The 20,498-nt window shown below is 64.6% G+C and carries 20 protein-coding genes; 13 read left to right on the top strand and 7 right to left on the bottom strand.

What is annotated here, in order from left to right; all coding sequences use genetic code 11:
* Positions 1-152: 152 nt before the first annotated feature.
* The 3 genes from GIB19_RS26615 to GIB19_RS26625 all read right to left on the bottom strand — a co-directional run bounded on the left by GIB19_RS26615 (position 153) and on the right by GIB19_RS26625 (position 4,017).
* Entirely contained in the window at positions 153-1,646 is a 1,494-nt protein-coding gene (locus tag GIB19_RS26615; RefSeq protein WP_238216848.1) for an aldehyde dehydrogenase, read from the bottom strand.
* Between the two features lie 139 nt (positions 1,647-1,785).
* Complete coding sequence (locus GIB19_RS26620) at positions 1,786-3,168, bottom strand: aspartate aminotransferase family protein (RefSeq protein ID WP_274888654.1); 1,383 nt, start codon at positions 3,166-3,168, stop codon at positions 1,786-1,788.
* 45 nt (positions 3,169-3,213) lie between these two features.
* Entirely contained in the window at positions 3,214-4,017 is an 804-nt protein-coding gene (locus GIB19_RS26625; protein WP_099430929.1) for a helix-turn-helix domain-containing protein, read from the bottom strand.
* A 335-nt stretch (positions 4,018-4,352) separates the two neighbouring features.
* Here GIB19_RS26625 and GIB19_RS26630 point away from each other — a divergent pair, with 335 nt between their 5' ends.
* Entirely contained in the window at positions 4,353-5,726 is a 1,374-nt protein-coding gene (locus tag GIB19_RS26630; protein WP_274888655.1) for an APC family permease, read from the top strand.
* A 3-nt stretch (positions 5,727-5,729) separates the two neighbouring features.
* Here the strand turns inward: GIB19_RS26630 and GIB19_RS26635 are convergent, their stop codons facing one another.
* Positions 5,730-6,221 carry a GNAT family N-acetyltransferase gene (locus GIB19_RS26635; RefSeq protein ID WP_027596229.1) on the bottom strand — a complete coding sequence of 164 codons (492 nt, stop codon included), beginning with the start codon at positions 6,219-6,221 and terminating at the stop codon, positions 5,730-5,732.
* Positions 6,222-6,358: 137 nt separating this feature from the next.
* Between GIB19_RS26635 and GIB19_RS26640 the strand changes: the two genes are divergently transcribed.
* From GIB19_RS26640 to pdxR, 8 genes are all read left to right on the top strand, one after another.
* Positions 6,359-6,955: a biliverdin-producing heme oxygenase gene (locus GIB19_RS26640; protein WP_274888657.1), complete on the top strand. Its 597-nt coding sequence runs from the start codon at positions 6,359-6,361 to the stop codon at positions 6,953-6,955.
* Positions 6,956-7,165: 210 nt separating this feature from the next.
* Complete coding sequence (locus GIB19_RS26645) at positions 7,166-7,561, top strand: hypothetical protein (RefSeq protein ID WP_274888659.1); 396 nt, start codon at positions 7,166-7,168, stop codon at positions 7,559-7,561.
* Positions 7,562-7,797: 236 nt separating this feature from the next.
* Positions 7,798-8,115: a DUF2388 domain-containing protein gene (locus GIB19_RS26650; RefSeq protein ID WP_099429773.1), complete on the top strand. Its 318-nt coding sequence runs from the start codon at positions 7,798-7,800 to the stop codon at positions 8,113-8,115.
* Positions 8,116-8,247: 132 nt separating this feature from the next.
* A complete protein-coding gene (gene glcD, locus GIB19_RS26655) occupies positions 8,248-9,747 on the top strand; it encodes a glycolate oxidase subunit GlcD (RefSeq protein WP_274888660.1) in 1,500 nt (499 codons plus the stop codon).
* Positions 9,747-10,799, top strand: coding sequence for a glycolate oxidase subunit GlcE (gene glcE, locus GIB19_RS26660; RefSeq protein ID WP_274888661.1), 1,053 nt, complete (start codon positions 9,747-9,749; stop codon positions 10,797-10,799). The genes glcD and glcE overlap by 1 nt, the downstream gene beginning before the upstream one ends.
* A gap of 9 nt (positions 10,800-10,808) precedes the next feature.
* Positions 10,809-12,044: a glycolate oxidase subunit GlcF gene (gene glcF, locus GIB19_RS26665; RefSeq protein WP_274888662.1), complete on the top strand. Its 1,236-nt coding sequence runs from the start codon at positions 10,809-10,811 to the stop codon at positions 12,042-12,044.
* Positions 12,045-12,425: 381 nt separating this feature from the next.
* On the top strand, positions 12,426-12,764 hold the full coding sequence (locus GIB19_RS26670) for a hypothetical protein (RefSeq protein WP_274888664.1): 339 nt from the start codon (positions 12,426-12,428) through the stop codon (positions 12,762-12,764).
* Between the two features lie 77 nt (positions 12,765-12,841).
* Positions 12,842-14,275, top strand: a complete 1,434-nt coding sequence (gene pdxR / locus GIB19_RS26675) for a MocR-like pyridoxine biosynthesis transcription factor PdxR (RefSeq protein ID WP_027593709.1) — start codon at positions 12,842-12,844, stop codon at positions 14,273-14,275.
* On the opposite strand, the gene GIB19_RS26680 is transcribed toward pdxR, so the two are convergent.
* Both GIB19_RS26680 and GIB19_RS26685 read right to left on the bottom strand, forming a co-directional pair.
* Positions 14,268-15,464, bottom strand: coding sequence for a cyanate transporter (locus GIB19_RS26680; protein WP_274888666.1), 1,197 nt, complete (start codon positions 15,462-15,464; stop codon positions 14,268-14,270). The two genes, pdxR and GIB19_RS26680, sit on opposite strands and share 8 nt — an antisense overlap.
* Complete coding sequence (locus GIB19_RS26685; RefSeq protein ID WP_274888667.1) at positions 15,461-15,919, bottom strand: nucleoside deaminase; 459 nt, start codon at positions 15,917-15,919, stop codon at positions 15,461-15,463. Before GIB19_RS26685 ends, GIB19_RS26680 begins: the two co-directional genes overlap by 4 nt.
* Positions 15,920-16,118: 199 nt before the next feature.
* Between GIB19_RS26685 and GIB19_RS26690 the strand changes: the two genes are divergently transcribed.
* Positions 16,119-16,556 (top strand): carboxymuconolactone decarboxylase family protein, encoded by a 438-nt coding sequence (locus GIB19_RS26690; RefSeq protein WP_027593712.1) that lies wholly within the window; start codon positions 16,119-16,121, stop codon positions 16,554-16,556.
* A gap of 10 nt (positions 16,557-16,566) precedes the next feature.
* Here the strand turns inward: GIB19_RS26690 and GIB19_RS26695 are convergent, their stop codons facing one another.
* Positions 16,567-17,583 carry an AraC family transcriptional regulator gene (locus GIB19_RS26695; RefSeq protein WP_274888668.1) on the bottom strand — a complete coding sequence of 339 codons (1,017 nt, stop codon included), beginning with the start codon at positions 17,581-17,583 and terminating at the stop codon, positions 16,567-16,569.
* 168 nt (positions 17,584-17,751) lie between these two features.
* Here GIB19_RS26695 and GIB19_RS26700 point away from each other — a divergent pair, with 168 nt between their 5' ends.
* Genes GIB19_RS26700 through GIB19_RS26710 form a run of 3 tightly spaced genes read left to right on the top strand, consistent with a single transcriptional unit; the run spans position 17,752 to position 20,397 of the window.
* Positions 17,752-18,936, top strand: a complete 1,185-nt coding sequence (locus GIB19_RS26700; RefSeq protein ID WP_274888671.1) for an acetyl-CoA C-acyltransferase family protein — start codon at positions 17,752-17,754, stop codon at positions 18,934-18,936.
* A 12-nt stretch (positions 18,937-18,948) separates the two neighbouring features.
* On the top strand, positions 18,949-19,797 hold the full coding sequence (locus tag GIB19_RS26705; RefSeq protein ID WP_027593715.1) for a 3-hydroxybutyryl-CoA dehydrogenase: 849 nt from the start codon (positions 18,949-18,951) through the stop codon (positions 19,795-19,797).
* A 12-nt stretch (positions 19,798-19,809) separates the two neighbouring features.
* A complete protein-coding gene (locus tag GIB19_RS26710) occupies positions 19,810-20,397 on the top strand; it encodes a TetR/AcrR family transcriptional regulator (protein ID WP_265967340.1) in 588 nt (195 codons plus the stop codon).
* The last annotated feature ends 101 nt before the right edge of the window (positions 20,398-20,498 follow it).

Genomic DNA, 20,498 nt, shown 5'->3' on the forward strand with positions numbered 1-20,498 from the left:
TTCAGCCATGCGCGGTCGTGGTAGGAGCAGCCTTGTGCTGCGAAGAGGCCGGAGATAACACAGTAAATCTTCAGTGCGTTCACCGGCCTCTTCGCAGCGCAAGGCTGCTCCTACACCGGGCGCGCGTGGCTGGGGTACGCAGCATTCGGCTTTCAAGCGCGCAGCTGATACCAGGTGGTCTTGAGCTGTGAGTACTTGTCGAACGAATGCAGCGACAGGTCGCGACCAAACCCCGACTGTTTGCCACCCCCAAACGGCACCGTGACATCCAGCGCATCCACCGTGTTGACCGAAACGGTGCCAGCCTTCAGCGCCCGCGCAACGCGATGCACCTGGTTGAAGTCGTCGCTCCACACCGACGCCGCCAGGCCGTAGACACTGTCGTTGGCCAGGCGCACGGCCTGCTCTTCGGTGTCGAACGCGCTGACCGCCAGCACTGGGCCGAACACTTCCTCCCGGGCCAGGCTCATGCTGCCATCGACGCCGGCAAAAATGCTCGGTTCGATGTAGTTGTCCGAGCCGTCAATGGTGAGGCGCCGGCCACCGCACACTAGCTGGGCGCCCTGCGCGTGCGCACGGTCGATGGCGGCCTTGATGCGACCGGTCTGCTCGGCATCGACGATGGCACCCGCGCGGCTTGCCGGGTCGAGTGGGTTGCCGGGCATCCACTGGCGGGCTTTGGCTTGCAGGCGCTCGATGAACGCATCGTGGATCGAGCGCTGCACATAGAGGCGCGAGTTCGCCGAACACACTTCACCCTGGTTGAAGAAAATGCCAAACGCTGCTTTTTCCGCAGCCAGGTCCAGGTCCTGGCAGGTGTCGAACACCAGGTTCGGGCTCTTGCCGCCACACTCCAGCCAGACCTGCTTGAGGTTTGACTGCGCCGAGTACTGCATGAAGTACTTGCCTACCTGGGTGGAGCCGGTGAACACCAGGCAGTCGACGTCGGGGTGCAGCCCCAGCGCCCGGCCCGCGTCTTCGCCCAGGCCCGGCACGACATTCAGCACGCCCTCCGGCAAACCGGCTTCCAGCGCCAGTTGCCCCAGGCGCAGCGCCGAGAACGGCGATTGCTCGGCGGGTTTTAGCACCACGCTGTTGCCGGCCGCCAGCGCCGGCGCTAGCTTCCAGGCCGCCATGTCGAGCGGGAAGTTCCACGGCACCACGGCGGCGACCACGCCCAGCGCTTCGCGGGTGATGGTGGCGAGCGCGTTGGGCGCGGTGGGCGCTACCTGGTCGTACAGTTTGTCCAGTGCCTCGCCGTACCAGGCAAAGACATGCGCCGAGCCGGGGACGTCGATGGTGTAGGCATCCATGACCGGCTTGCCCATGTTCAGCGAGTCCAGCAGCGCGAGCTCTTCGCGGTTGGCCATGATCAGCTCGGCCAGGCGCAGCAACACCTTCTTGCGCTCAACCGGGGCCATACGCGACCACGGGCCTTGTTCGAAGGCACGGCGTGCGGTGGCCACCGCCAGGTCGACTTCAGCCTGACCACAGGCGGCGACCTGCGCCAGTACCTGCTGGGTGGCTGGGTTGATGGCGGCGAACGTGGCGCCGCTGTTAGCGCTCACCTGCTGGCTGCCGATCAGGGCCTTGTCGGGCAAACGCAGGCTTGCAGCGCGCGTTTGCCAGTATTCGAGACGCTCCATTTTCACTCCCTATGACTGTCTTGGATTCTGGGGCTGCGCTGCAGCCCATTCGCGGCGCAAGGCCGCTCCTACAGACGATCGCCTGCACGTGTAGGAGCGGCCTTGCGTCGCGAATGGGGCGCAAAGCGCCCCCACTGGCTCAGAGCCTGCCCACCAACCGGGCAGTGCGGTCTACAGCGATACGTGTCTTGTCGACCAGTTCGTCCAGCTCGGCGCGGTTGGCCACCAGTGCCGGCGCCATGATCATCCGGCCCAAGGTCGAGCGAATGATCACGCCTTCTTCGAAGCCGAAGGTGCGGCACTGCCAGGCCAGATCGTTCTCGTTGGCAAAGCGCTTGCGGGTCGGCTTGTGTTCAGCGAACTGCAGCGCCGCCACCAGGCCCGCACCCTGCACCTGGCCAATCAAGGGGTGATCGGCAAACACTTCACGCAGGATGCGCTGCAGGTACGGCCCGGTGTCATCCTTCACCTGGCGCACGATGCCTTCATCGCGAAGCGCCTTGAGGTTGGCGATGGCCACGGCCGCCGCCACCGGGTGGCCTGAGTAGGTCAGGCCGTGGGCAAACACGCCGCCGCGTTCCACCAGGGCTTCGGCGATGCGCTTGCTCAGCACCAGGCCGCCCATGGGCACATAGCCGCTGGTCAGGCCCTTGGCGATCGACAAGGTGTCCGGCTCGAAGCCGAAATACTCATGGGCAAACCATTCGCCGGTGCGGCCAAAACCGCCGATCACTTCGTCGGCGCACAGCAGCACGTCGTATTGGCGGCAGATCCGCTGGATCTCGGGCCAGTAGCTTTCCGGTGGGAAGATCATGCCCCCGGCCCCCTGGAAGGGTTCGGCGACAAAACCGGCGACGTTTTCCGCACCCAGTTCGAGGATCTTTTCCTCCAGCTGCAGCGCGCAGCGGCGGCCGAACTCGGCCGGGGTCAGCTCGCCACCTTCGGCGTACCAGTACGGCTCGTCGATGTGCGCCACGTCCGGGATCAGCCCGCCCATCTCGTGCATGAACTTCATGCCGCCCAGCGCCGTGGCCGCCAGGGTCGAGCCGTGGTAGCCATTCCAGCGGCCAATCATGATCTTCTTGGTCGGCTGACCAACCACCTGCCAGTAACGGCGCACAGTACGGATCAGCACCTCGTTGGCCTCGGACCCGGAGTTGGTGTAGATCGCGTGGCTGTAGTGGCAAGGCAACAGGCTGAACAGCAACTCGGACAGCTCGATCACCGCCGGGTGGGTGGTGTGGAAAAACATGTTGTAGTAGGCCAACTGGTCCATCTGCGCGGCGGCGGCGGCGGTCAGGTCCTTGCGACCGTAACCGAGTTGGGTGCACCACAGCCCCGACATGCCATCCAGGTAACGCTTGCCTTCGCTGTCCCACAGGTGCAGCCGTTCACCTCCAACCATGACCCGCGGGCCTTCGGCATTGAGCGCCTTCTGGTCGAGAAAGGCGTGGATGTGGTGCGCGGCGTCGGCGGCCTGGTAGTCACGGGTCTGGCGTTGGGGAACGAAAGGCGCATTCATGGGTGGTTTTCCTTGTTGTCGGTGGGTGTTGCAGGGCTGCGGCGCTTAGCGCAGCTTGCCCATGTAGCTTTCCAGCGGGTCCTTGCCCAGCACGCCCTGGGCATTGGCCAGCGCGTCGATGAACAAGGAAAACAGTTCGGATTGCGTGCCGATGTCGAGCTTGGCGTAGACGTTTTTGCGGTGGGACTTGATGGTGTCTTCCGACACCCCCAGGCGCTCGGCCAAGGACTTGGTCGAGTGGCCACGCAGGATGAGTTGGGCGATGCGGCACTCGCGCTCGGTCAGCAACGAGCTGCCAAAGTTGTTGAGCGCGGCATGGATACGCTGCTCCAGCACGTTCTCGAAACGCCCCCCGCGGCTCCCCAGCCCGGCGAAGTGCTTGTTGAGCACCGCCAGCACCCAAGGCGTGACACGGCCGAACAGCTCGCGGCTTGGCACGTCCAGTTTGTCGGTGAAGGCCAGCGACACCGCCAGGCTCTGGCCGGGCGCGACCTGCAGGATGTAATTGAGCTCATCCTCCAGGTGCGAATGGCGGTAGAACGACTGGTAGTACTCACTCACTTCGAAGTGGTCAGGGGCCACGTCGAACAGGCCGTAGCAGCCAGACTCGACGCGCTCCACGCAGGCACCGTAGAACGGGTCGAGCAGGTAGAACCCGGAAAGGTAGCGGCTGACATTGCCTTCTGGCAGCCAGGGCGCCTTGTCATCTTGCTCGAACAGCGCGCTCGGCATGCCGTCATGGGGGTAGAGGTAGACCGTGGTGGCCTGGATCGGCCGGATGAACCCGAGCGCACCGAACAAGGTGGCGGCAAAGCCTGGTTGGCCGATCGTGTCGGTCACCTTGGCCATGTGCTCGAACCACTGCTCTGAAGCCAATTGGTCACTGTTCACTGGAATTCTGCCGGTAGCGGGAAACGGTATCGCCGTCGGGGCGGCGCGTTGTTTGCAAATACTCCCACGGCCAGGCAGAGACCGAAATCACCCTTTGGGGTGAGCGTTTTCAGGCGACGACCGGCTCACCCCAAAGGGTGATTTCGAGTGTGCCCGGGGTGTGGGAGCATCGTCCGGCCCCACCCCTGAGGGCCGCGCACCGCACGCTGGCCCAGCCTCCTTTCATGACCCCGCAACGGTATCGAGCCCACTCGCCTACCGCGGCGTCCTGCATCCGATTTCAGGAGTTCGCAATGCATACAACAACAACTACAGCCCAACCCGCCCATGTCGCGTCGCCTTCCAGCCCTTCGGGCCGCTTCAGAAAATCCATGGGGCTGAGTGCCCTGGTGCTGTTCGGCCTTGCCTACATGGTGCCACTGGCGGTATTCACCACCTATGGCCTGGTTACCCAGATGACCAAGGGGCACCTGCCCACCGCCTACCTGCTGACCCTCGCCGCCATGCTGCTGACTGCCTACAGCTATGGCCGCATGGTGCAAGCGCACCCCTACTCCGGCTCCGTGTACACCTACACCCGCAAAGCCTTCGGCACCCACATCGGCTTCATGACCGGCTGGACGCTGCTGCTCGACTACATCTTCTTGCCGTTGCTCAGCTACCTGCTGATCGGCATCTACATGTCGGAGTACTTCCCGGCCATCCACGCCTGGGTGTGGGTCGCAGGCTCCATCGCCCTGGTGACCTTCCTCAACCTGATCGGTATCGAATCGATTACCCGGGTGAACTGGATTCTGGTGGTCGTCCAGCTGGTGTTCATCATCGTCTTCGTCGGCTTGTCGATCAGCAACCTGGCCGGCCAGTCAGCACCTGTATCATTGCTTGCGCCCTTCCACCATGAGGGCTTCAGCGTGCCGCTGATCATGACCGGCGCCGCCGTGCTGTGCCTGTCGTTTCTTGGCTTCGATGCGGTCTCGACCATGGCCGAGGAAACCAGCAACCCAACGTTTCGCATCCCACTGGCGATCATGGCCGTGTCGCTGATCGGCGGGCTGCTGTTTCTGGTGGTGTCGTACTGCGCACAGATGGTCTTCCCGGAGTGGGGCAGTTTCGCCGACCCCGATTCGGCCTCGGTGGACGTGATGCGCCGGGTGGGCGGTGAACTGTTGGTGACGGCGTTTACCGCCACCTATGTCGCCGGCTGCTTCGCTTCGGCCATGGTCTCCCAGGCAAGCGTGTCGCGGGTGCTGTTCGCCATGGGGCGCGATGGAGCGTTGCCGGCGGTGTTTGGTCAACTGGTGACGAAAAAGCGCGTACCGGCGGCGGCGATCATGCTGGTCAGCCTGCTGTCGCTGATCGCCCTGTTCATCACCCTCGACACCGTCGCCAACATGATCAGCTTCGGCGCGTTGTTCGCGTTTTCCGCCGTGAACCTGGCCGTGGTCAAGCACTACCTGGTCGACCAGAAGCTGCGTGGCACGCGCAACTGCCTGCTGTACGGTGTGGTTCCTGGGCTGGGGTTTCTCAGTACGCTGTGGCTGTGGAGCAGCTTGTCGAGCCTGTCGTTCACCATCGGGCTGTGCTGGATGGGCGTGGGGTTCGCCTGCCTGCTTGGGCTGACCCGGGCGTTTCGGGTGAAACTGCCCGAGCTGCAGATGGCCGAATAAGGCTCAGAGCGTCATGAGCATTTCGTGCCAGGCCATGCCACCGTGCTCGGAGGGCGATGGCTGCACGTAGGTGTAGCCCAGCTTTTGGTACAGCGCGACATGCTGCTCTTTGCACATCAGGTGGATGGTCTGCTTGCCCTGGGCCTTCATGCGCTGGATGAACTCGCTCATCAGCCGTTTTGCATAGCCTTTGCCCTGGTGTGCGGTGTCGACCACCACCGACATGATCACCACGTTCGGCGCTGCCGGGTCATGGCCGACCAGCTCCTTGAAGGCCTCGTCAGACATGACCACGTCATGCGCACAGCCACTGTTGATGAAGCCGACGGTTTCGCCCTCGGCTTCAAGTAGCAGAAAACCTTCCGGGTACTGGGCAATGCGGGTGCGGATTTTTTCCAGGGTAGCCGCTTCATCCCCTTCGTAGGCGCCGATTTCGATCGCGTAGCAGCGTTCAGCGTCGGCGGGCACGGGGTTGCGGAACTGAGGGGCGCTCATGCGCTGACTCCTTGGGGTAATGACGACAGGCTGCATGATAAATCACTGCCGATTATTTTCAGCATGACAGGATCGTTTCCTGGACTGAACGATCTGATTACCATGCCACCCTCGCCACCTCGACACGGAAACGCCCAATGACTGCTACCGCCACGTGCCTCACCGAACCCGGCCGCTGCGCACGCCTGAAAGCGTCCAGCAGCCGCGACCACGACAGTGTCGACGCACTGGTCATGGCCGCACGCCCCTTCGAGGACCGTGAGCGCTATGCCCGTTTCCTGCAGGTGCAACACCGTTTCCATGGCAGCCTGACGGCGTTGTACCGCGACGAGCAGCTGAATCGACGGCTGCCGGGGTTGGTGCATTTATCGCGGTTCGAAGCGGTGGAGGCAGATCTGCAAGCCTTGGGGTTGCCGCTGCCTGCTGCGCCGCAACGGGTCATTACCAGCCCTGCCGAGGCGTTGGGTTGGCTGTATTGCAGCGAAGGGTCGAACCTGGGGGCGGCGTTCCTGTTCAAACAGACCCAGCGCCTGGGCCTGGATGGCAACCTGGGCGCTCGGCACCTGGCGCCCCACCCCGATGGCCGCGGCCTGCACTGGCGTGAGTTTGTCGCCAAGCTTGATGGGTTGGCACTGGAGGCTGATGAGGAAGCGGAGGTGGTTGCCGGGGTGATTGCCGCGTTTGACAGTTATCGGGGGCATATGCGGGCTGTGTTTGTGGCGGATGGGGGTTGATAGTGCGATAGGGCTGACAAGGGTCGCGCACCATGCCCCAGGAATAATTGGCCCGAAACAGATGATGAGCAGCCTTGTGCTGCGAAGCGCCGCGCGGGCGGCGCTCGATCTCATAGGCGCCAAATCAATCAACCCCTACCCCTTCTAGAACTTTTCCCTATTTAAAGGTCTATCTGCACAGGTAAATAGAACCAGAGGTTGGCTTCGCTCATGAAAATGCATGTCGCACGGTTGATGCTTCTCAGCCTGTTCACGTTCGCGGCGGTGGGCTCGGCATCAGCATCACAGATAAAGACCTCGAACGCGGTCTCCCCGGCGGCAATCGTTCAGGCACCGCAGCATCCGGCAGAAAACCCTTGGCCGACCGTGGCCAGCCTGGCGGGTGAGCACACGGCGCCGTTGCTCGCCCATGATGACCGCGATTGGCACGATGATCGTTGGCACGATCGCAGAGGCGACTGGCGCCGAGAACAATGGCGCCGCGAGCAAGCCCGCCGCGAAGCGGAGCGCCGACGCGATTGGGAACGCCGTCGTGATTGGGAGCGCCGCCATGAACGGGCAATGCATCACCGCTATCAGGACGATCACCGCTACTATCGCCGTTGATGCGCGGCCCCGGTGGGAGCAGCCTTGTGCTGCGAAAAGGCCGGTACAGACCCCAGTAATTCGTGGCTGGTACCGGCCTCTTCGCAGCACAAGGCTGCTCCTGCCCACGACGCAAGCCGTGCATGTCCAGCGCGTGCGGCAGTCCCCAGGCAAAAATTGAACTACTCGCACTCCCAAGCTCTCTTACTCAGTGAGTGGTTTATTTCCTTGGGCTTGACGCTACTGGAGAACACACTATGCGCCACCTATTCCTCGCCCCCGCGCTGCTGCTCCTGCTGCCTGCCGGTGCTGCCCTGGCCCGCGTCGATGCGGGCGACGTGGCCACCTCGGCCGGTGTTTCCGCTTCGCTGTATTCGACCTTCAAGGACGATAAACGGATCATCCCGGCCCGTGACGAGCTGTCTGCCTTCGTCGCCAGCGGTGGTGCTATCCGCGGTGCCTACGTGGAATCGGCGCTGGAACAGGCACGCAAGGACCACCCCGGCCTGCAGGCCAATGACGAAGAACTGGCCCGGGCCATTCTCTCCCAGGACGACCCTGTAGCAAATCATTGAAACCTTGCACTCAGCACACCCACGCCTGCTTCTCTTCGCAGATTTAGCAGGCGTGGGTGTGCTGCGGGCACACGCAGGCTGAAGGGGTGATACGCTTCCAACGACAATAACAATTGCCGCCGAGTGAGCCCCATGAACATCCTCTACGACGAGCGGGTCGATGGAGCGCTGCCTGACGTGGACCTGCCCGCCCTGCTCAAGGCCCTGCGCGATGCGCTGCCGGACCTGACGATTCTTCATCGCGCAGAAGACCTCAAACCCTACGAGTGTGACGGCCTCTCCGCCTACCGAACGGTGCCCCTGCTGGTGGTGCTGCCCGAACGCCTGGAACAGGTTCAGTCCTTATTGCAACTCTGCCACCAACGCGGCGTACCGGTGGTGGCGCGCGGTGCCGGCACCGGGCTTTCCGGGGGTGCCCTGCCACTGGCCAAAGGCATCCTGCTGGTAATGGCGCGCTTCAACCGCATTCTCGAGATAAACCCCGAGGGGCGCTTCGCCCGTGTTCAGCCCGGGGTACGCAACCTGGCGATCTCCCAGGCTGCCGCACCCCATGGCCTGTACTACGCCCCCGACCCGTCTTCGCAAATCGCCTGCTCCATCGGCGGCAATGTGGCCGAAAATGCCGGGGGCGTGCATTGCCTCAAGTATGGTTTGACCGTGCACAACCTGCTCAAGGTGGAGATTCTCACAGTCGAGGGTGAACGCCTGACACTGGGCAGCGACGCCCTCGACAGCCCCGGTTTCGACCTGCTGGCACTGTTCACCGGCTCCGAAGGCATGCTCGGCATCATCACCGAAGTGACCGTCAAGTTGCTTCCCAGGCCCCAGGTGGCGCGGGTGTTGCTCGCCAGCTTCGACTGCGTCGAGGACGCCGGCAGGGCAGTGGCCGAGATCATCGGCGCCGGGATCATCCCCGGCGGGCTGGAGATGATGGACAACCTGGCGATTCGCGCTGCCGAGGACTTCATCCACGCAGGCTACCCCGTGGATGCGGCGGCGATCCTGCTGTGCGAACTCGATGGTGTCGAAGCCGATGTGCATGACGACTGCGAGCGGGTCGCGGCCGTGCTGACCCAGGCCGGCGCACGCGAGGTGCGGCTGGCCTGCGACGAGGCAGAACGCGCGCGTTTCTGGGCCGGGCGCAAGAATGCCTTCCCGGCGGTGGGGCGCATTTCACCCGACTACTATTGCATGGATGGCACCATCCCACGCCGCGAGTTGCCGCGCGTACTCAAGGGCATCAGCGCACTGTCCGAACAGTACGGCTTGCGCGTGGCCAATGTGTTCCATGCCGGCGACGGCAACATGCACCCGCTGATCCTGTTCGATGCCAACCTGCCCGGCGAACTGGAACGCGCCGAGGCCATTGGCGGCAAGATCCTCGAACTGTGCGTGGCGGTAGGCGGCAGCATCACCGGCGAGCACGGCGTCGGGCGGGAGAAGATCAACCAGATGTGCGCGCAGTTCAACAGCGACGAAATCACCCTGTTCCACGCCGTGAAGGCCGCCTTCGACCCACAAGGGTTGCTCAACCCTGGCAAGAACATCCCCACCCTGCACCGATGCGCCGAATTCGGCGCGATGCATGTGCACCACGGGCAGTTGCCCTTCCCTGACCTGGAGCGTTTCTGATGGGCAAGGACCGCGACATCAGCCAGGCCCTGCTGGAGCAGGTCAACCAGGCACTGATCCTGGGCACACCGCTGCGAATCCAGGGCGGCAACAGCAAGGCCATGCTCGGCTGCCCGGTCGCCGGGGAAGTCATCGATACCCGCGGCCATCGCGGTATCGTCAGCTACGACCCCACCGAACTGGTGCTGACCGCACGCGCCGGCACGCCGCTGCAGGAAGTCGAGGCAGCGCTGCACGAGGCTGGCCAGATGCTGCCTTGCGAGCCCCCGCACCTCGGCCCCGAAGCGACCCTCGGCGGTGTCGTTGCGGCGGGGTTGTCCGGGCCACGCCGGCCCTGGGCCGGGGCGGTGCGCGATCATGTGCTCGGCACCCGGGTGATCACTGGCCACGGCAAACTGCTGCGTTTTGGGGGTGAAGTCATGAAGAACGTCGCCGGGTATGACGTCTCGCGGCTAATGGTCGGCAGTTTCGGTTGCCTCGGGCTGCTGACCGAGGTGTCGCTGAAAGTACTGCCGCGCCCGCGCCAATGCCTGAGCCTATGCCTGCCGATGGACCGTCACCAGGCGCTGGCGGCGCTTACCGCCTGGGGCCAGCAGCCGCTGCCGATCAGCGCTGCCTGCCATGACGGCGAGGCGCTGTACCTGCGCCTGGAAGGGGGTGAAGGCTCGGTACAGTCGGCACGCCAACGCTTGGGAGGTGACGTGCTCGACAGCTGTTTCTGGACCGACCTGCGCGAGCAGCGCCTGGCTTTTTTTGACGACCCGGCACCGCTGTGGCGGCTGTCCGTGCCCAACGCCACCGGGGAGCTGAACCTGCCCGGGCGCCAACTGATCGACTGGGGCGGCGCGCAGCGCTGGCTGAAGTCGAGCGCGCCAGTGGAGTCGATTCGCGCAGCGGTTGCCAACGTCGGCGGCCATGCCACTTGCTACGCACCTGGCGAACAGAGCAGCGCACCATTACCCGCCGCCCTGCTGCGCTACCACAAAGCCCTCAAGCTGCAGCTCGACCCCCAGGGCATCTTCAACCCTGGCCGCCTGTACCCAGACCTATGAGGGCACACCATGCAAACCAACCTGAGTGAAGCCGCCAAACGCCTGCCCCGCGCCGAAGAGGCCGAACGCATTCTGCGTAGCTGCGTGCACTGTGGTTTCTGCACGGCCACCTGCCCCACCTATCAGTTGCTCGGCGACGAGCTGGATGGCCCTCGCGGGCGCATCTACCTGATCAAACAAGTGCTCGAAGGCGCACCAATCACCGCCAGCACGCAACTGCACCTGGACCGCTGCCTCACCTGCCGCAACTGCGAAACCACCTGCCCTTCAGGCGTGAAATACCACGATTTGCTGGACATCGGCCGCGCCGTGGTCGAACAGCAAGTGCCGCGCCCGCTTGGCCAGCGCCTGCTGCAAGGGGGGCTGCGGGCGGTGGTGCCGCGCCCTGCGCTGTTCAAGGCCCTGTGCCGCACTGGGCAAGCCTTGCGCCCGGTGCTGCCAGCAACCCTGAAAAGCAAGCTGCCCGCCCAGGTGACCGCACCCGGCGTACGGCCGGCGCCACGGCATGCGCGCCGGGTGCTGATGCTCGAAGGCTGCGTGCAGCCAGCGCTGTCGCCCAATACCAACGCCGCTGCCGCGCGCGTGCTGGACCGGTTGGGGATCAGCGTCGAACCGATTCGCGAAGCCGGTTGCTGTGGTGCGGTCGATTACCACCTCAATGCCCAGGCCCAAGGCCTGGACCGCGCCCGGCGCAACATCGACGCCTGGTGGCCGGCCATCGAAGCGGGGGCTGAAGCCATCGTGCAAACGGCCAGCGGCTGCGGCGCGTTCGTGCGCGATTACGGCCACTTACTGGAGGCGGACCCGCGGTATGCCGCCAAGGCGGCGCGGGTCAGTGCCTTGTCTCGCGACCTGGTGGAAGTGCTGTGCGAAGCGCCGGTCGAGCAGCTTGGGCTGTGCGCCGAGCAGCGTGTGGCCTTTCATTGTCCGTGCACCTTGCAGCACGCGCTCAAGCTTGGCGGTGCGGTGGAAGGCCTGCTGACTCGCCTCGGTTTTACCCTGACCGCGGTGCCGGATGGCCATTTGTGCTGTGGGTCGGCGGGGACCTATTCGCTGACCCAGCCTGAGCTGTCGCGGCAGTTGCGGGACAACCGGCTGAATGCCTTGGAGAGCGGCAGGCCGCAGGTCATTGTTACCGCCAACATCGGTTGCCAGGCCCACCTTGCGGGGGCCGGGCGCACGCCGGTGCGGCATTGGGTTGAAATTGTCGATGCGGGTTTGGGGTTGGGTTTGGGGGCGGGATAGGTATGACGTTAGATGTGCAGCGCCTGGGAGATCGAGCGCCGCCCGCGCGGCGCTTCGCAGCACAAGGCTGCTCCCACATCTGTTTCGGGCCAGTGAGGCCTGTGATATTTGCGCGCGACCGCCTTGTTGGTCCAACTCGATATTGAGGTGGGCGGTAAGGGGCCGCGCGCGCATGGAATAGGAATAACTGGCCCGAAACAGATGTGGGAGCAGCCTTGTGCTGCGAAGCGCCGCGCGGGCGGCGCTCGATCTCATAAGCGCAGAAAAACCCAAGGCTGAACACTTTCAGAAATACCCCACAACCACGTCAGAAATGCCCTACTTGTCGCGCCTGACTGCTGAAAACATGATCCCTCTGGACGACTCAGAGGAGGCCCCCGCATGCACCAGTCCGCTCGCCCCACCGCCGAACTGCGCCACACCCTGCGTGAACTGCTGGCCCACAAGGTCAGCAACCCTGATGACGACCCGCACCTGTCGGGTGTGCTGTTCTTCTGTGCCACCGACGAGCGCACCCGCCAGTTGATCGAGCGCATCGAGCTGCTGGCCAGCGAAGCCTTCTTCGACGCCAGTGGCCGCGCCATCAGCCACCGGATGCGAGCGGCTGCGGTTGACGGGGTGCGTATCAAGCAAAAACACAAGGCACCGGCCGATGAAACGGTGATACGCATCGCCCTGCCCGACAAAGGCTACATCACGGTCAGCACGGCACGCTTGTAGGCACAACGCGGTGCATTGGCACTGTACGTTGAAGTGCGATCCGCTATCCTCAGCACTCCCCCGCACCGGATCGTTTCATGGAACTGCACATCCGCCTGGAAGGCCGTAAAGGCCTCGCCGACCAGCTCTACCAGCAACTGCGCGCGGGCATCGACAGTGGCCACCTGGCGGCCGGCAGCCAATTGCCGCCCACCCGGCTGCTGGCCGAACAACTGGGCGTGTCGCGCAAGACCGTGGCCGAAGCGTACTCCAGGCTTACCTATGACAACCTGCTCAGCGGTGTGGTCGGCCGTGGCACGTTCATCACTCCGCGCCACCCCCTGCGTTCGAACGAGGCAACGGCCATCCCCTTGGCGGCTGCGGCATCCCTCGAACGCTGGCAACAACGCGCGACCGTGCTGGGTAGGCCGCAACTGCAAGCACCGTCGCGCTATGACTTCGTTGGCGGTGCGTCGAGCAAGACGCAGTTCCCGTTCGACCAGTGGCGCAGCTGCCTGAACTACGCCCTGCGCCGCAGCCAGCGGCACCCCGAGCGGCAGTTCTCTGCCCAGGGGCTGCCTGAGCTGCGTGAAGCCATCGCCCACCACATCGCCTACGCTCGCGGCGTGCATTGCAACGCAGCGGACGTGCTGGTGTGCAATGGCGCGCAACAGGCGCTGGACCTGATCGCCCGGGTACTGATCGAACCGGGCTGCCCGGTGGCCATGGAAGACCCGGGTTACCCGCCGGCCCGTCAACTGTTCCTGGCCTTGGGCGCACGCCTGCAATCAATACCGGTCGATGATCAAGGGATGTGCGTCGAGCAGATCGCCGACGGCACGCGGCTGATCTACGTGACCCCGTCACACCAGTTCCCCCTCGGCATGCCGATGAGCGAGCCGCGCAGGCGGGCGTTATTGGCACGCGCCGCCGAGCTTGGCGCGTTGATCATTGAAGACGATTACGACTGCGAATTCCGCTACCAGGGGCCGCCCGCCGACGCCTTGCAGCGCCTCGACCGGCATGGCCTGGTGGCCTACGTCGGGACCTTCTCCAAGACCCTGCTGCAGGAGCTGCGCCTGGGCTACGCCGTGTTGCCGCCCGCGGTGCTGAAGGCTGCCTGTGTGGCCAAGCACCTGAGCGACTGGCACAGCCCGACCCTGCTGCAATGGGCGCTGGCGCGCTTCATCAGCGAGGGCCACCTGAACAAGCACATCCGCCGCTGTCACGATGTCTACAGTGCTCGCCGCGAGCGCATCCTCGCCCGCCTGGGCGGCGACCTGGCGCCTTGGTTCAGCGCCGTGCCGGCCAGCGCCGGTTTCCACCTGAGCGCATTGGCCAAGCCGGGGGTGGATGTCGAACTGCTGGCCAACCTCGCACGCAAGGTGGAGGTCGGCCTTTACTCGCTGGCACCCTTCTTCAGTGACGTGCCTGTGCGCCCAGGGCTGGTAATGGGCTTCGGCGCCATCGAATTGCTCGACATCGACCCCGCCCTTGACCGTGTTCGCGATACCCTGCAACGCCTTAGCTGACCGACGCGGCCTGGCCGTTCGGCACCGAACGGGCAATAGCTGCCGCGTAGCCGCGTGGCGCGAAACAGGCCGTCACCAGCAACATCGCCACCACGGTCACGGTCAACAGCACCCACGACGCCTGGAAGTCGCCACTGACGTCGCGCAACCAGCCCGTGATGTACGGCACGATCCCGGTAATGATGAAGCCGATCCCTTGAACAAAGGCCGCCAGGCTCCCCGCTTCGGCGGGTGTTTTCAGGTGCTCCAGGGTCAGTGTCAGGCTCTGGCTGAAGCACGCCCCCAGGCCAAAGCCGATCATCGCCACCCACACGCCCATGCTCAGCGTGGGCGCCAGCAGCAGCCCAAGGAAGCCGGCCAGCTGGATCGAAAGCGCCAGCCACAACCCAGGCCGACGGTCCACCCAGCGGCGCAGCAACAACGGCAGCCCCAGCGCGCCGGCAACTTGGAAGATCGTCATCAGCCCCACCAGGTCACCACCGCCCTGGGCGGTCCCGCCGTGCTCCAGGTGATAGGCCGGTAACCAAGCGACCATGCTGGTATAGCCACCATTGATCAGACCGAAATACACCGCCAGCAACCAGGCACGGCGGGTGCCGAACCAATGCCCGCCTGCGGCACCCGCCAGCGTCGGCGTAGCCTGCCGTGGCCGCAGCAGCGTCCAGGCCAGCAGCGCCACAAGCGCCGGGATCGCCCACAGGCCCAGCCCGGCCTGCCAATGGCCAAAGTACCCACTGATATGCGGGCCAAGCACCGCCGCCAAGCCGCCACCACTCATCAAGGCCGCAGAATACATGCCCATGGCCCCAGCCAGGCGGGTCGGGAACCAGCGATTGACCAACCCCGGCATCATGCCCTGGACCACCGCCACGCCGAGGCCGGCGACCACCGCGCTGGCAATCAATCCCCAGGCGCTGTCCAGTTGCAGGCGCCACAAGCACGCCAGCGCAATGGCCGACAAGCCGGCGAGCATGCCGCCATGTTCGCTGATCCAGCGCCGCAACCAAGGTTGCAACAACGGCACCAGGCCCATGCACAACACGGGCAACGCGGTCAGCAGTGCGGCCTGCTGATAGCCCAGGCCGGTACTGGCGCGCATGGGTTCGAGCAGCGGCCCGACGCTGGTGAGGATCGGGCGCAAGTTCAGCGCCAGCAGCACCACCAGCAACAGATTCAAGGCAGTTCTCATTGCGTGTTGGCCTGCTTCCACTCAAGGTACAGGCCGGCTTCGCCACTGGGTTTCAGCGGCCGCAACGGCAGGCTCTGCTGTTGCGGTGGGCGCGCCATCTGCGCATACACCGCAGCGGTGGACAAGCCGTAAGGCTCGCCTTCATCGTTGTCATAAGCGAACCAGGCACGCTCGATGCCGCACAGGTGCATGGCCGCCAGGCACATCGGGCACGGGTGACCGCTGGCGTAGACCTCGGCACCGTCCAGACGAGCCTGGCCCAAGGCATGCGCGGCCTTGCGGATGGCCTGCATCTCGGCATGGGCGGTCGGGTCCTGGGTGCTGTGGATCTCGTTGACCGCGCGCGCCACCACCTGCCCCTGATAGACCAGCACCGCACCAAAGGGCCGGCCACCGGCCTGGATGTTGGTGCGGGCCAGTTCGAGGGCTTCGCGCATATAGCGTTCATCGGACATGAATCGGTACTCCTTCTGCAAGACCTGGCCATTATCCCGGCTTGCCGGCCTTGGCAGAAATGAAGAGATTGGATGCCCCTCAGTGGCCACCTGAATGCCCGGATTGGCCTCCGGGCAAAGTGTGCGATTGGCTATCGGGCTGATCGCTGCACAGCGCTAAGGTAGCGCCATGTCCACCCAACACCTTCTGGAGAACACCATGAACACACGTATTGAATGGGCCAAGCACGCACCGGAAGCCTACAAAGCCATGGTCGGCCTGGAACAGGCCCTGGCCAAGTGCGGCCTGGAGAATTCACTGCTCGAACTGGTGCGCCTGCGCGCTTCGCAGATCAACGGCTGCGCCTACTGCGTCAACATGCATGCCAATGACGCACGCCAGGCCGGCGAAACCGAAGCACGCCTGCAAACGCTGAGCGTGTGGCAGGAAACCGCCTACTTCACTGCGCGTGAACGTGCCGCACTGGCGTGGGTAGAGTGCCTGACCCGGCTGCCGGAGCGCGGTGCGCCACAACCGGAATACGAAGCGCTGCAAGCGCATTTCGAGCCACAGGAAGTGGTCAACCTGACGCTGGCCATCGCCACCATCAATGCCTGGAACCGCTTCGGCGTCGGCTTTGCGATGGTGCCGGCCTGATGGTGTCGGCTTAGCCACTGCGCCCGGTCAACTTGGCTCGATAGCTGCCGGGGCTCTGCCCGGTCCACTTCTTGAACGCCCGGTGGAATGCACTGGGCTCCTGGAACCCGGCCTGCTCGGCAACCTCGGCGATGCTCAGCACCCCTTCGCGCAAGTGCTCGAAGGCCATCGCCCGGCGTACTTCGTCCTTTATCTGCTGGTACGAACGCCCCTCCCGCTCCAGCTGACGGCGGAACGTACTGGCGCTGATTCCCTGCACCTGGGCCAACGCGGCCAACGTCGGCCATTGCCCGTAGCGACGTGCGCGTAGGTGGCGATAGACCTCGGCCACCAGGCCGTTCTGGTTGCGAAAGCGAATGACCAGGCCTTGGGGGGCGCTGCGCAAAAAGGTCTTCAAGGCCGGCAGGTCCTGCACCACCGGCAGGCGCAGGTAGGCACTGTCGAACTCCACTTCGGTACGCCCACTGCCCAGGCGCAGGTCAGGCCCCCACAACAGCAGGTCATCGTCCTGCGCGGGGCGCGATACCGCAAGCTCGGTGCGGTCGATGGCAATGCGCCGCCCTGCCAGCCAGCACAGCAAGCCGATCATCAGCACCAGGTAGGTTTCTTCGGCATACACACGCGTAACCGGGTCGGCAATGCTCGACTGCACGCTGATCACCGCCCTGCCGCCGCGTAGCGTGAGGCTACCGTGCAGGTCACGCAGAAACAGGCCAAAACCGCCCATGCACTGACGCAAGGCCTTTTCCAGGTTCGGCTCCTGAATCAGGCCACGGCAGATCAGGGCAAAGCTGCCCAGCGGCATGCCGTGGCTGTCGAGGCAGAAAAACTCGTCGTCCAACAGCTGGATCAGGGCCAGCCACAGCTGAGCGAATGCCTTGGCCGGCACGCGGGCCTGGGGCTGCTCGAGCAGTTGCGGGTCGATACCGACCGCACGCAGGTGTGCATCGCGCACGTCCGGGCGTTCGCGCAGGGCATGAAGCATGGCTTCGAGGAAGTACACGGCGACCGTATCGCTATCGCGCATGGCGGATTTCGCTGTCTATGCTGAGTGGCAAAAAGTGCCAGGTTGATTGAACAGATCCGGCATAGGCTCTGACAGAGCCTTTGCCTAGACTCGGATGAACGAAGGGATCGCCCGCCATTCTCGCAGAGCCAGGCCCGGTCCCGCCATGCCTTCGCAATCGGAGCCCCTATGAGCAGCGCAGAAATTTACGTCGTCAGTGCCGTCCGTTCAGCCATTGGTGGCTTTGGCGGTTCCCTCAAGGACCTGCCGCTGGCCGACCTCGCCACCGCCGTAACCCGTGCCGCCATCGAACGCGCGGGCGTGGACGCCGGGCAAATCGGCCATGTGGTGATGGGCAGCGTGATCCCCACCGAGCCCCGTGATGCCTACCTGGCGCGGGTTGCAGCGATGAACGCTGGCATCCCCAAGGAAACCCCGGCGTTCAACGTCAACCGCCTGTGCGGCTCGGGCCTGCAGGCCATTGTCTCGGCGGCACAGTGCCTGCTGCTCGGCGACACCGATGTGGCCCTGGCGGCGGGCGCCGAGTCCATGAGCCGCGGCCCGTACCTGCTGCCACAAGCCCGCTGGGGCGCACGCATGGGCGACCTGCAAGGCATCGACTACACGGTCGGCGTGCTGCAAGACCCCTTCGAACACTTCCACATGGGCATCACGGCCGAAAACGTCTCGGCCAAACACGGCATCACCCGTGAAATGCAGGACGAGCTGGCCCTGACCAGCCAGCGCCGCGCCGCACGTGCCATTGCCGAAGGCCGCTTCAGCAGCCAGATCGTCCCACTGGAACTGAAAACCCGCAAAGGCAGCGTACAGTTCAGCGTCGACGAGCATGTGCGTGGTGATGTCACCGCCGAGCAGCTGGCGGGCATGAAGACCGTGTTCAAGAAAGACGGCACCGTCACCGCCGGCAATGCCAGTGGCATCAACGACGGCGCGGCCGGCCTGGTGCTGGCCAATGGTGACGCCGTGCGCCGCCTGGGCCTGAAACCGCTGGCACGCCTGGTGGGCTACGCCCATGCCGGCGTCGAGCCCGAGCTGATGGGCCTGGGGCCGATCCCGGCAACCCGCAAGGTGCTGGAAAAAACCGGCCTGAGCATCCAGGACCTGGACGTGATCGAGTCCAACGAAGCCTTCGCCGCCCAGGCCTGCGCCGTGGCCCGCGAGCTCGGCTTCGACCCGGAAAAGGTCAACCCGAACGGTTCGGGTATCTCCCTCGGCCACCCGGTCGGCGCCACCGGCGCGATCATCGCCACCAAGGCCATCCATGAACTGCACCGCATTCAGGGCCGCTACGCCCTGGCCACCATGTGCATTGGCGGCGGCCAAGGCATCGCCGTGGTCTTCGAGCGCGTCTGAGGAAACTGACACATGAACATCGAACAGATTGCCGTGATCGGCGCGGGCACCATGGGCAACGGCATTGCCCAGGTGTGCGCCGTGGCGGGCTACCACGTGCTGCTGGTGGACGTTTCCGATGCCGCGCTGGAGCGTGGCGTGGCCACCTTGCGCAAGAACCTCGAGCGCCAGGTCAGCAAAGGCACGCTCGACGCCGAAAAGGCCGAGGCGGCGAAAGCCCGCATCCGCACCAGCACCGACTACGCGCAACTCAGTGGCGCGCAGTTGGTGATCGAGGCAGCCACCGAAAACCTGCAGCTCAAGCAGCGCATCCTTCAGCAAGTGGCTGCCAGCGTGGCAGCCGACTGCCTGATCGCCACCAACACCTCGTCGCTGTCGGTCACGCAATTGGCCGCGAGCATCGAGCACCCCGAGCGGTTCATCGGTGTGCACTTCTTCAACCCGGTGCCGATGATGGCCCTGGTCGAGATCATCCGTGGCCTGCAGACCAGCGACAGCACCTATGCCCAGGCCCTGCTGGTGACCGAGAAGGTGGGCAAGACCCCGATCAGCGCCGGCAATCGCCCAGGTTTTGTGGTCAACCGCATTCTGGTGCCGATGATCAACGAAGCGATCTTCGTGCGCCAGGAAGGCCTGGCCAGTGCCGAGGACATCGACACTGGCATGCGCCTGGGCTGCAACCAGCCGATCGGCCCACTGGCACTGGCCGACCTGATCGGCCTGGATACCCTGCTGGCAATCATGGAGGCCTTCCATGAGGGCTTCAGTGACAGCAAGTACCGCCCAGCGCCGTTGCTCAAGGAAATGGTCGCGGCCGGTTGGCTGGGGCGCAAGAGCGGCCGCGGTTTCTTCACCTATTGAGGAGCAAGTGCCATGCCCCCGGTCAACGCTGCAATGCGCTGTGCCAATTTTGAAGAGCGACGTGACCGGGCCATGGCGCTGTTTGCCGAAAAGGGCTTCGGCCAGGTCAGCATGCGTGAACTGGCGGCCCACGTCGGGCTGACCGCGGGCTCGCTGTACCACCACTTCCCCAGCAAGCAGGACCTGCTGTACGACTTGATCGAAGAGTTGTACGAGGAGCTGCAGGCGACCCTGGACCTTGGGCGCAGGGCCATGGCACGGGGTGGTTCGGCGTTGTCGTGCCTGATTGCGGCGCATTGGCAGTTGCATGCCGAGCGGCCGTTGCAGTTTCGCCTGGCAGAGCGGGATTTTTGCTGCTTGAGCGAAGCGCAACAGGCGCGCCTGCTGCTGCTGCGCAGGCGTTACGAAACCGGGGTGCTGCACCTGATTGCACCGCGGGCAAGCCTCAAAGGCGAAGCACTGGCGGCAACCGCGCATGTGCTGGCGACGCTGCTCAACCAGTTGCCAGGGCTGCTGCAGGCACGGCGCCTGCCGGAAGGCGAAGGGCTGGGGTTGATGGAAAGCCTGTTGCTGGGAGGAATCGAGCGAACCCTGCGCTAACGTTCACGCTGTTGTAGGAGCAGCCTTGCGCTGCGAAGAGGCCGGCATGGGCACCTACTTCTCTATGGCTGCAATCGCGCACGCTTTTGTAGGAGCAGCCT

It is taken from the genome of Pseudomonas sp. ITEM 17296, from assembly GCF_028895205.1.
Taxonomy (GTDB): Bacteria; Pseudomonadota; Gammaproteobacteria; order Pseudomonadales; family Pseudomonadaceae; genus Aquipseudomonas; species Aquipseudomonas kermanshahensis.

Coding starts and splice junctions, on each gene's coding strand:
- GIB19_RS26615 (WP_238216848.1), bottom strand. CDS start 1,646: ATGGAGCGTCTCGAATACTGGCAAACGCGCGCTGCAAGCCTGCGTTTG.
- GIB19_RS26620 (WP_274888654.1), bottom strand. CDS start 3,168: ATGAATGCGCCTTTCGTTCCCCAACGCCAGACCCGTGACTACCAGGCC.
- GIB19_RS26625 (WP_099430929.1), bottom strand. CDS start 4,017: ATGGCCAAGGTGACCGACACGATCGGCCAACCAGGCTTTGCCGCCACC.
- GIB19_RS26630 (WP_274888655.1), top strand. CDS start 4,353: ATGCATACAACAACAACTACAGCCCAACCCGCCCATGTCGCGTCGCCT.
- GIB19_RS26635 (WP_027596229.1), bottom strand. CDS start 6,221: ATGAGCGCCCCTCAGTTCCGCAACCCCGTGCCCGCCGACGCTGAACGC.
- GIB19_RS26640 (WP_274888657.1), top strand. CDS start 6,359: ATGACTGCTACCGCCACGTGCCTCACCGAACCCGGCCGCTGCGCACGC.
- GIB19_RS26645 (WP_274888659.1), top strand. CDS start 7,166: ATGAAAATGCATGTCGCACGGTTGATGCTTCTCAGCCTGTTCACGTTC.
- GIB19_RS26650 (WP_099429773.1), top strand. CDS start 7,798: ATGCGCCACCTATTCCTCGCCCCCGCGCTGCTGCTCCTGCTGCCTGCC.
- glcD (WP_274888660.1), top strand. CDS start 8,248: ATGAACATCCTCTACGACGAGCGGGTCGATGGAGCGCTGCCTGACGTG.
- glcE (WP_274888661.1), top strand. CDS start 9,747: ATGGGCAAGGACCGCGACATCAGCCAGGCCCTGCTGGAGCAGGTCAAC.
- glcF (WP_274888662.1), top strand. CDS start 10,809: ATGCAAACCAACCTGAGTGAAGCCGCCAAACGCCTGCCCCGCGCCGAA.
- GIB19_RS26670 (WP_274888664.1), top strand. CDS start 12,426: ATGCACCAGTCCGCTCGCCCCACCGCCGAACTGCGCCACACCCTGCGT.
- pdxR (WP_027593709.1), top strand. CDS start 12,842: ATGGAACTGCACATCCGCCTGGAAGGCCGTAAAGGCCTCGCCGACCAG.
- GIB19_RS26680 (WP_274888666.1), bottom strand. CDS start 15,464: ATGAGAACTGCCTTGAATCTGTTGCTGGTGGTGCTGCTGGCGCTGAAC.
- GIB19_RS26685 (WP_274888667.1), bottom strand. CDS start 15,919: ATGTCCGATGAACGCTATATGCGCGAAGCCCTCGAACTGGCCCGCACC.
- GIB19_RS26690 (WP_027593712.1), top strand. CDS start 16,119: ATGAACACACGTATTGAATGGGCCAAGCACGCACCGGAAGCCTACAAA.
- GIB19_RS26695 (WP_274888668.1), bottom strand. CDS start 17,583: ATGCGCGATAGCGATACGGTCGCCGTGTACTTCCTCGAAGCCATGCTT.
- GIB19_RS26700 (WP_274888671.1), top strand. CDS start 17,752: ATGAGCAGCGCAGAAATTTACGTCGTCAGTGCCGTCCGTTCAGCCATT.
- GIB19_RS26705 (WP_027593715.1), top strand. CDS start 18,949: ATGAACATCGAACAGATTGCCGTGATCGGCGCGGGCACCATGGGCAAC.
- GIB19_RS26710 (WP_265967340.1), top strand. CDS start 19,810: ATGCCCCCGGTCAACGCTGCAATGCGCTGTGCCAATTTTGAAGAGCGA.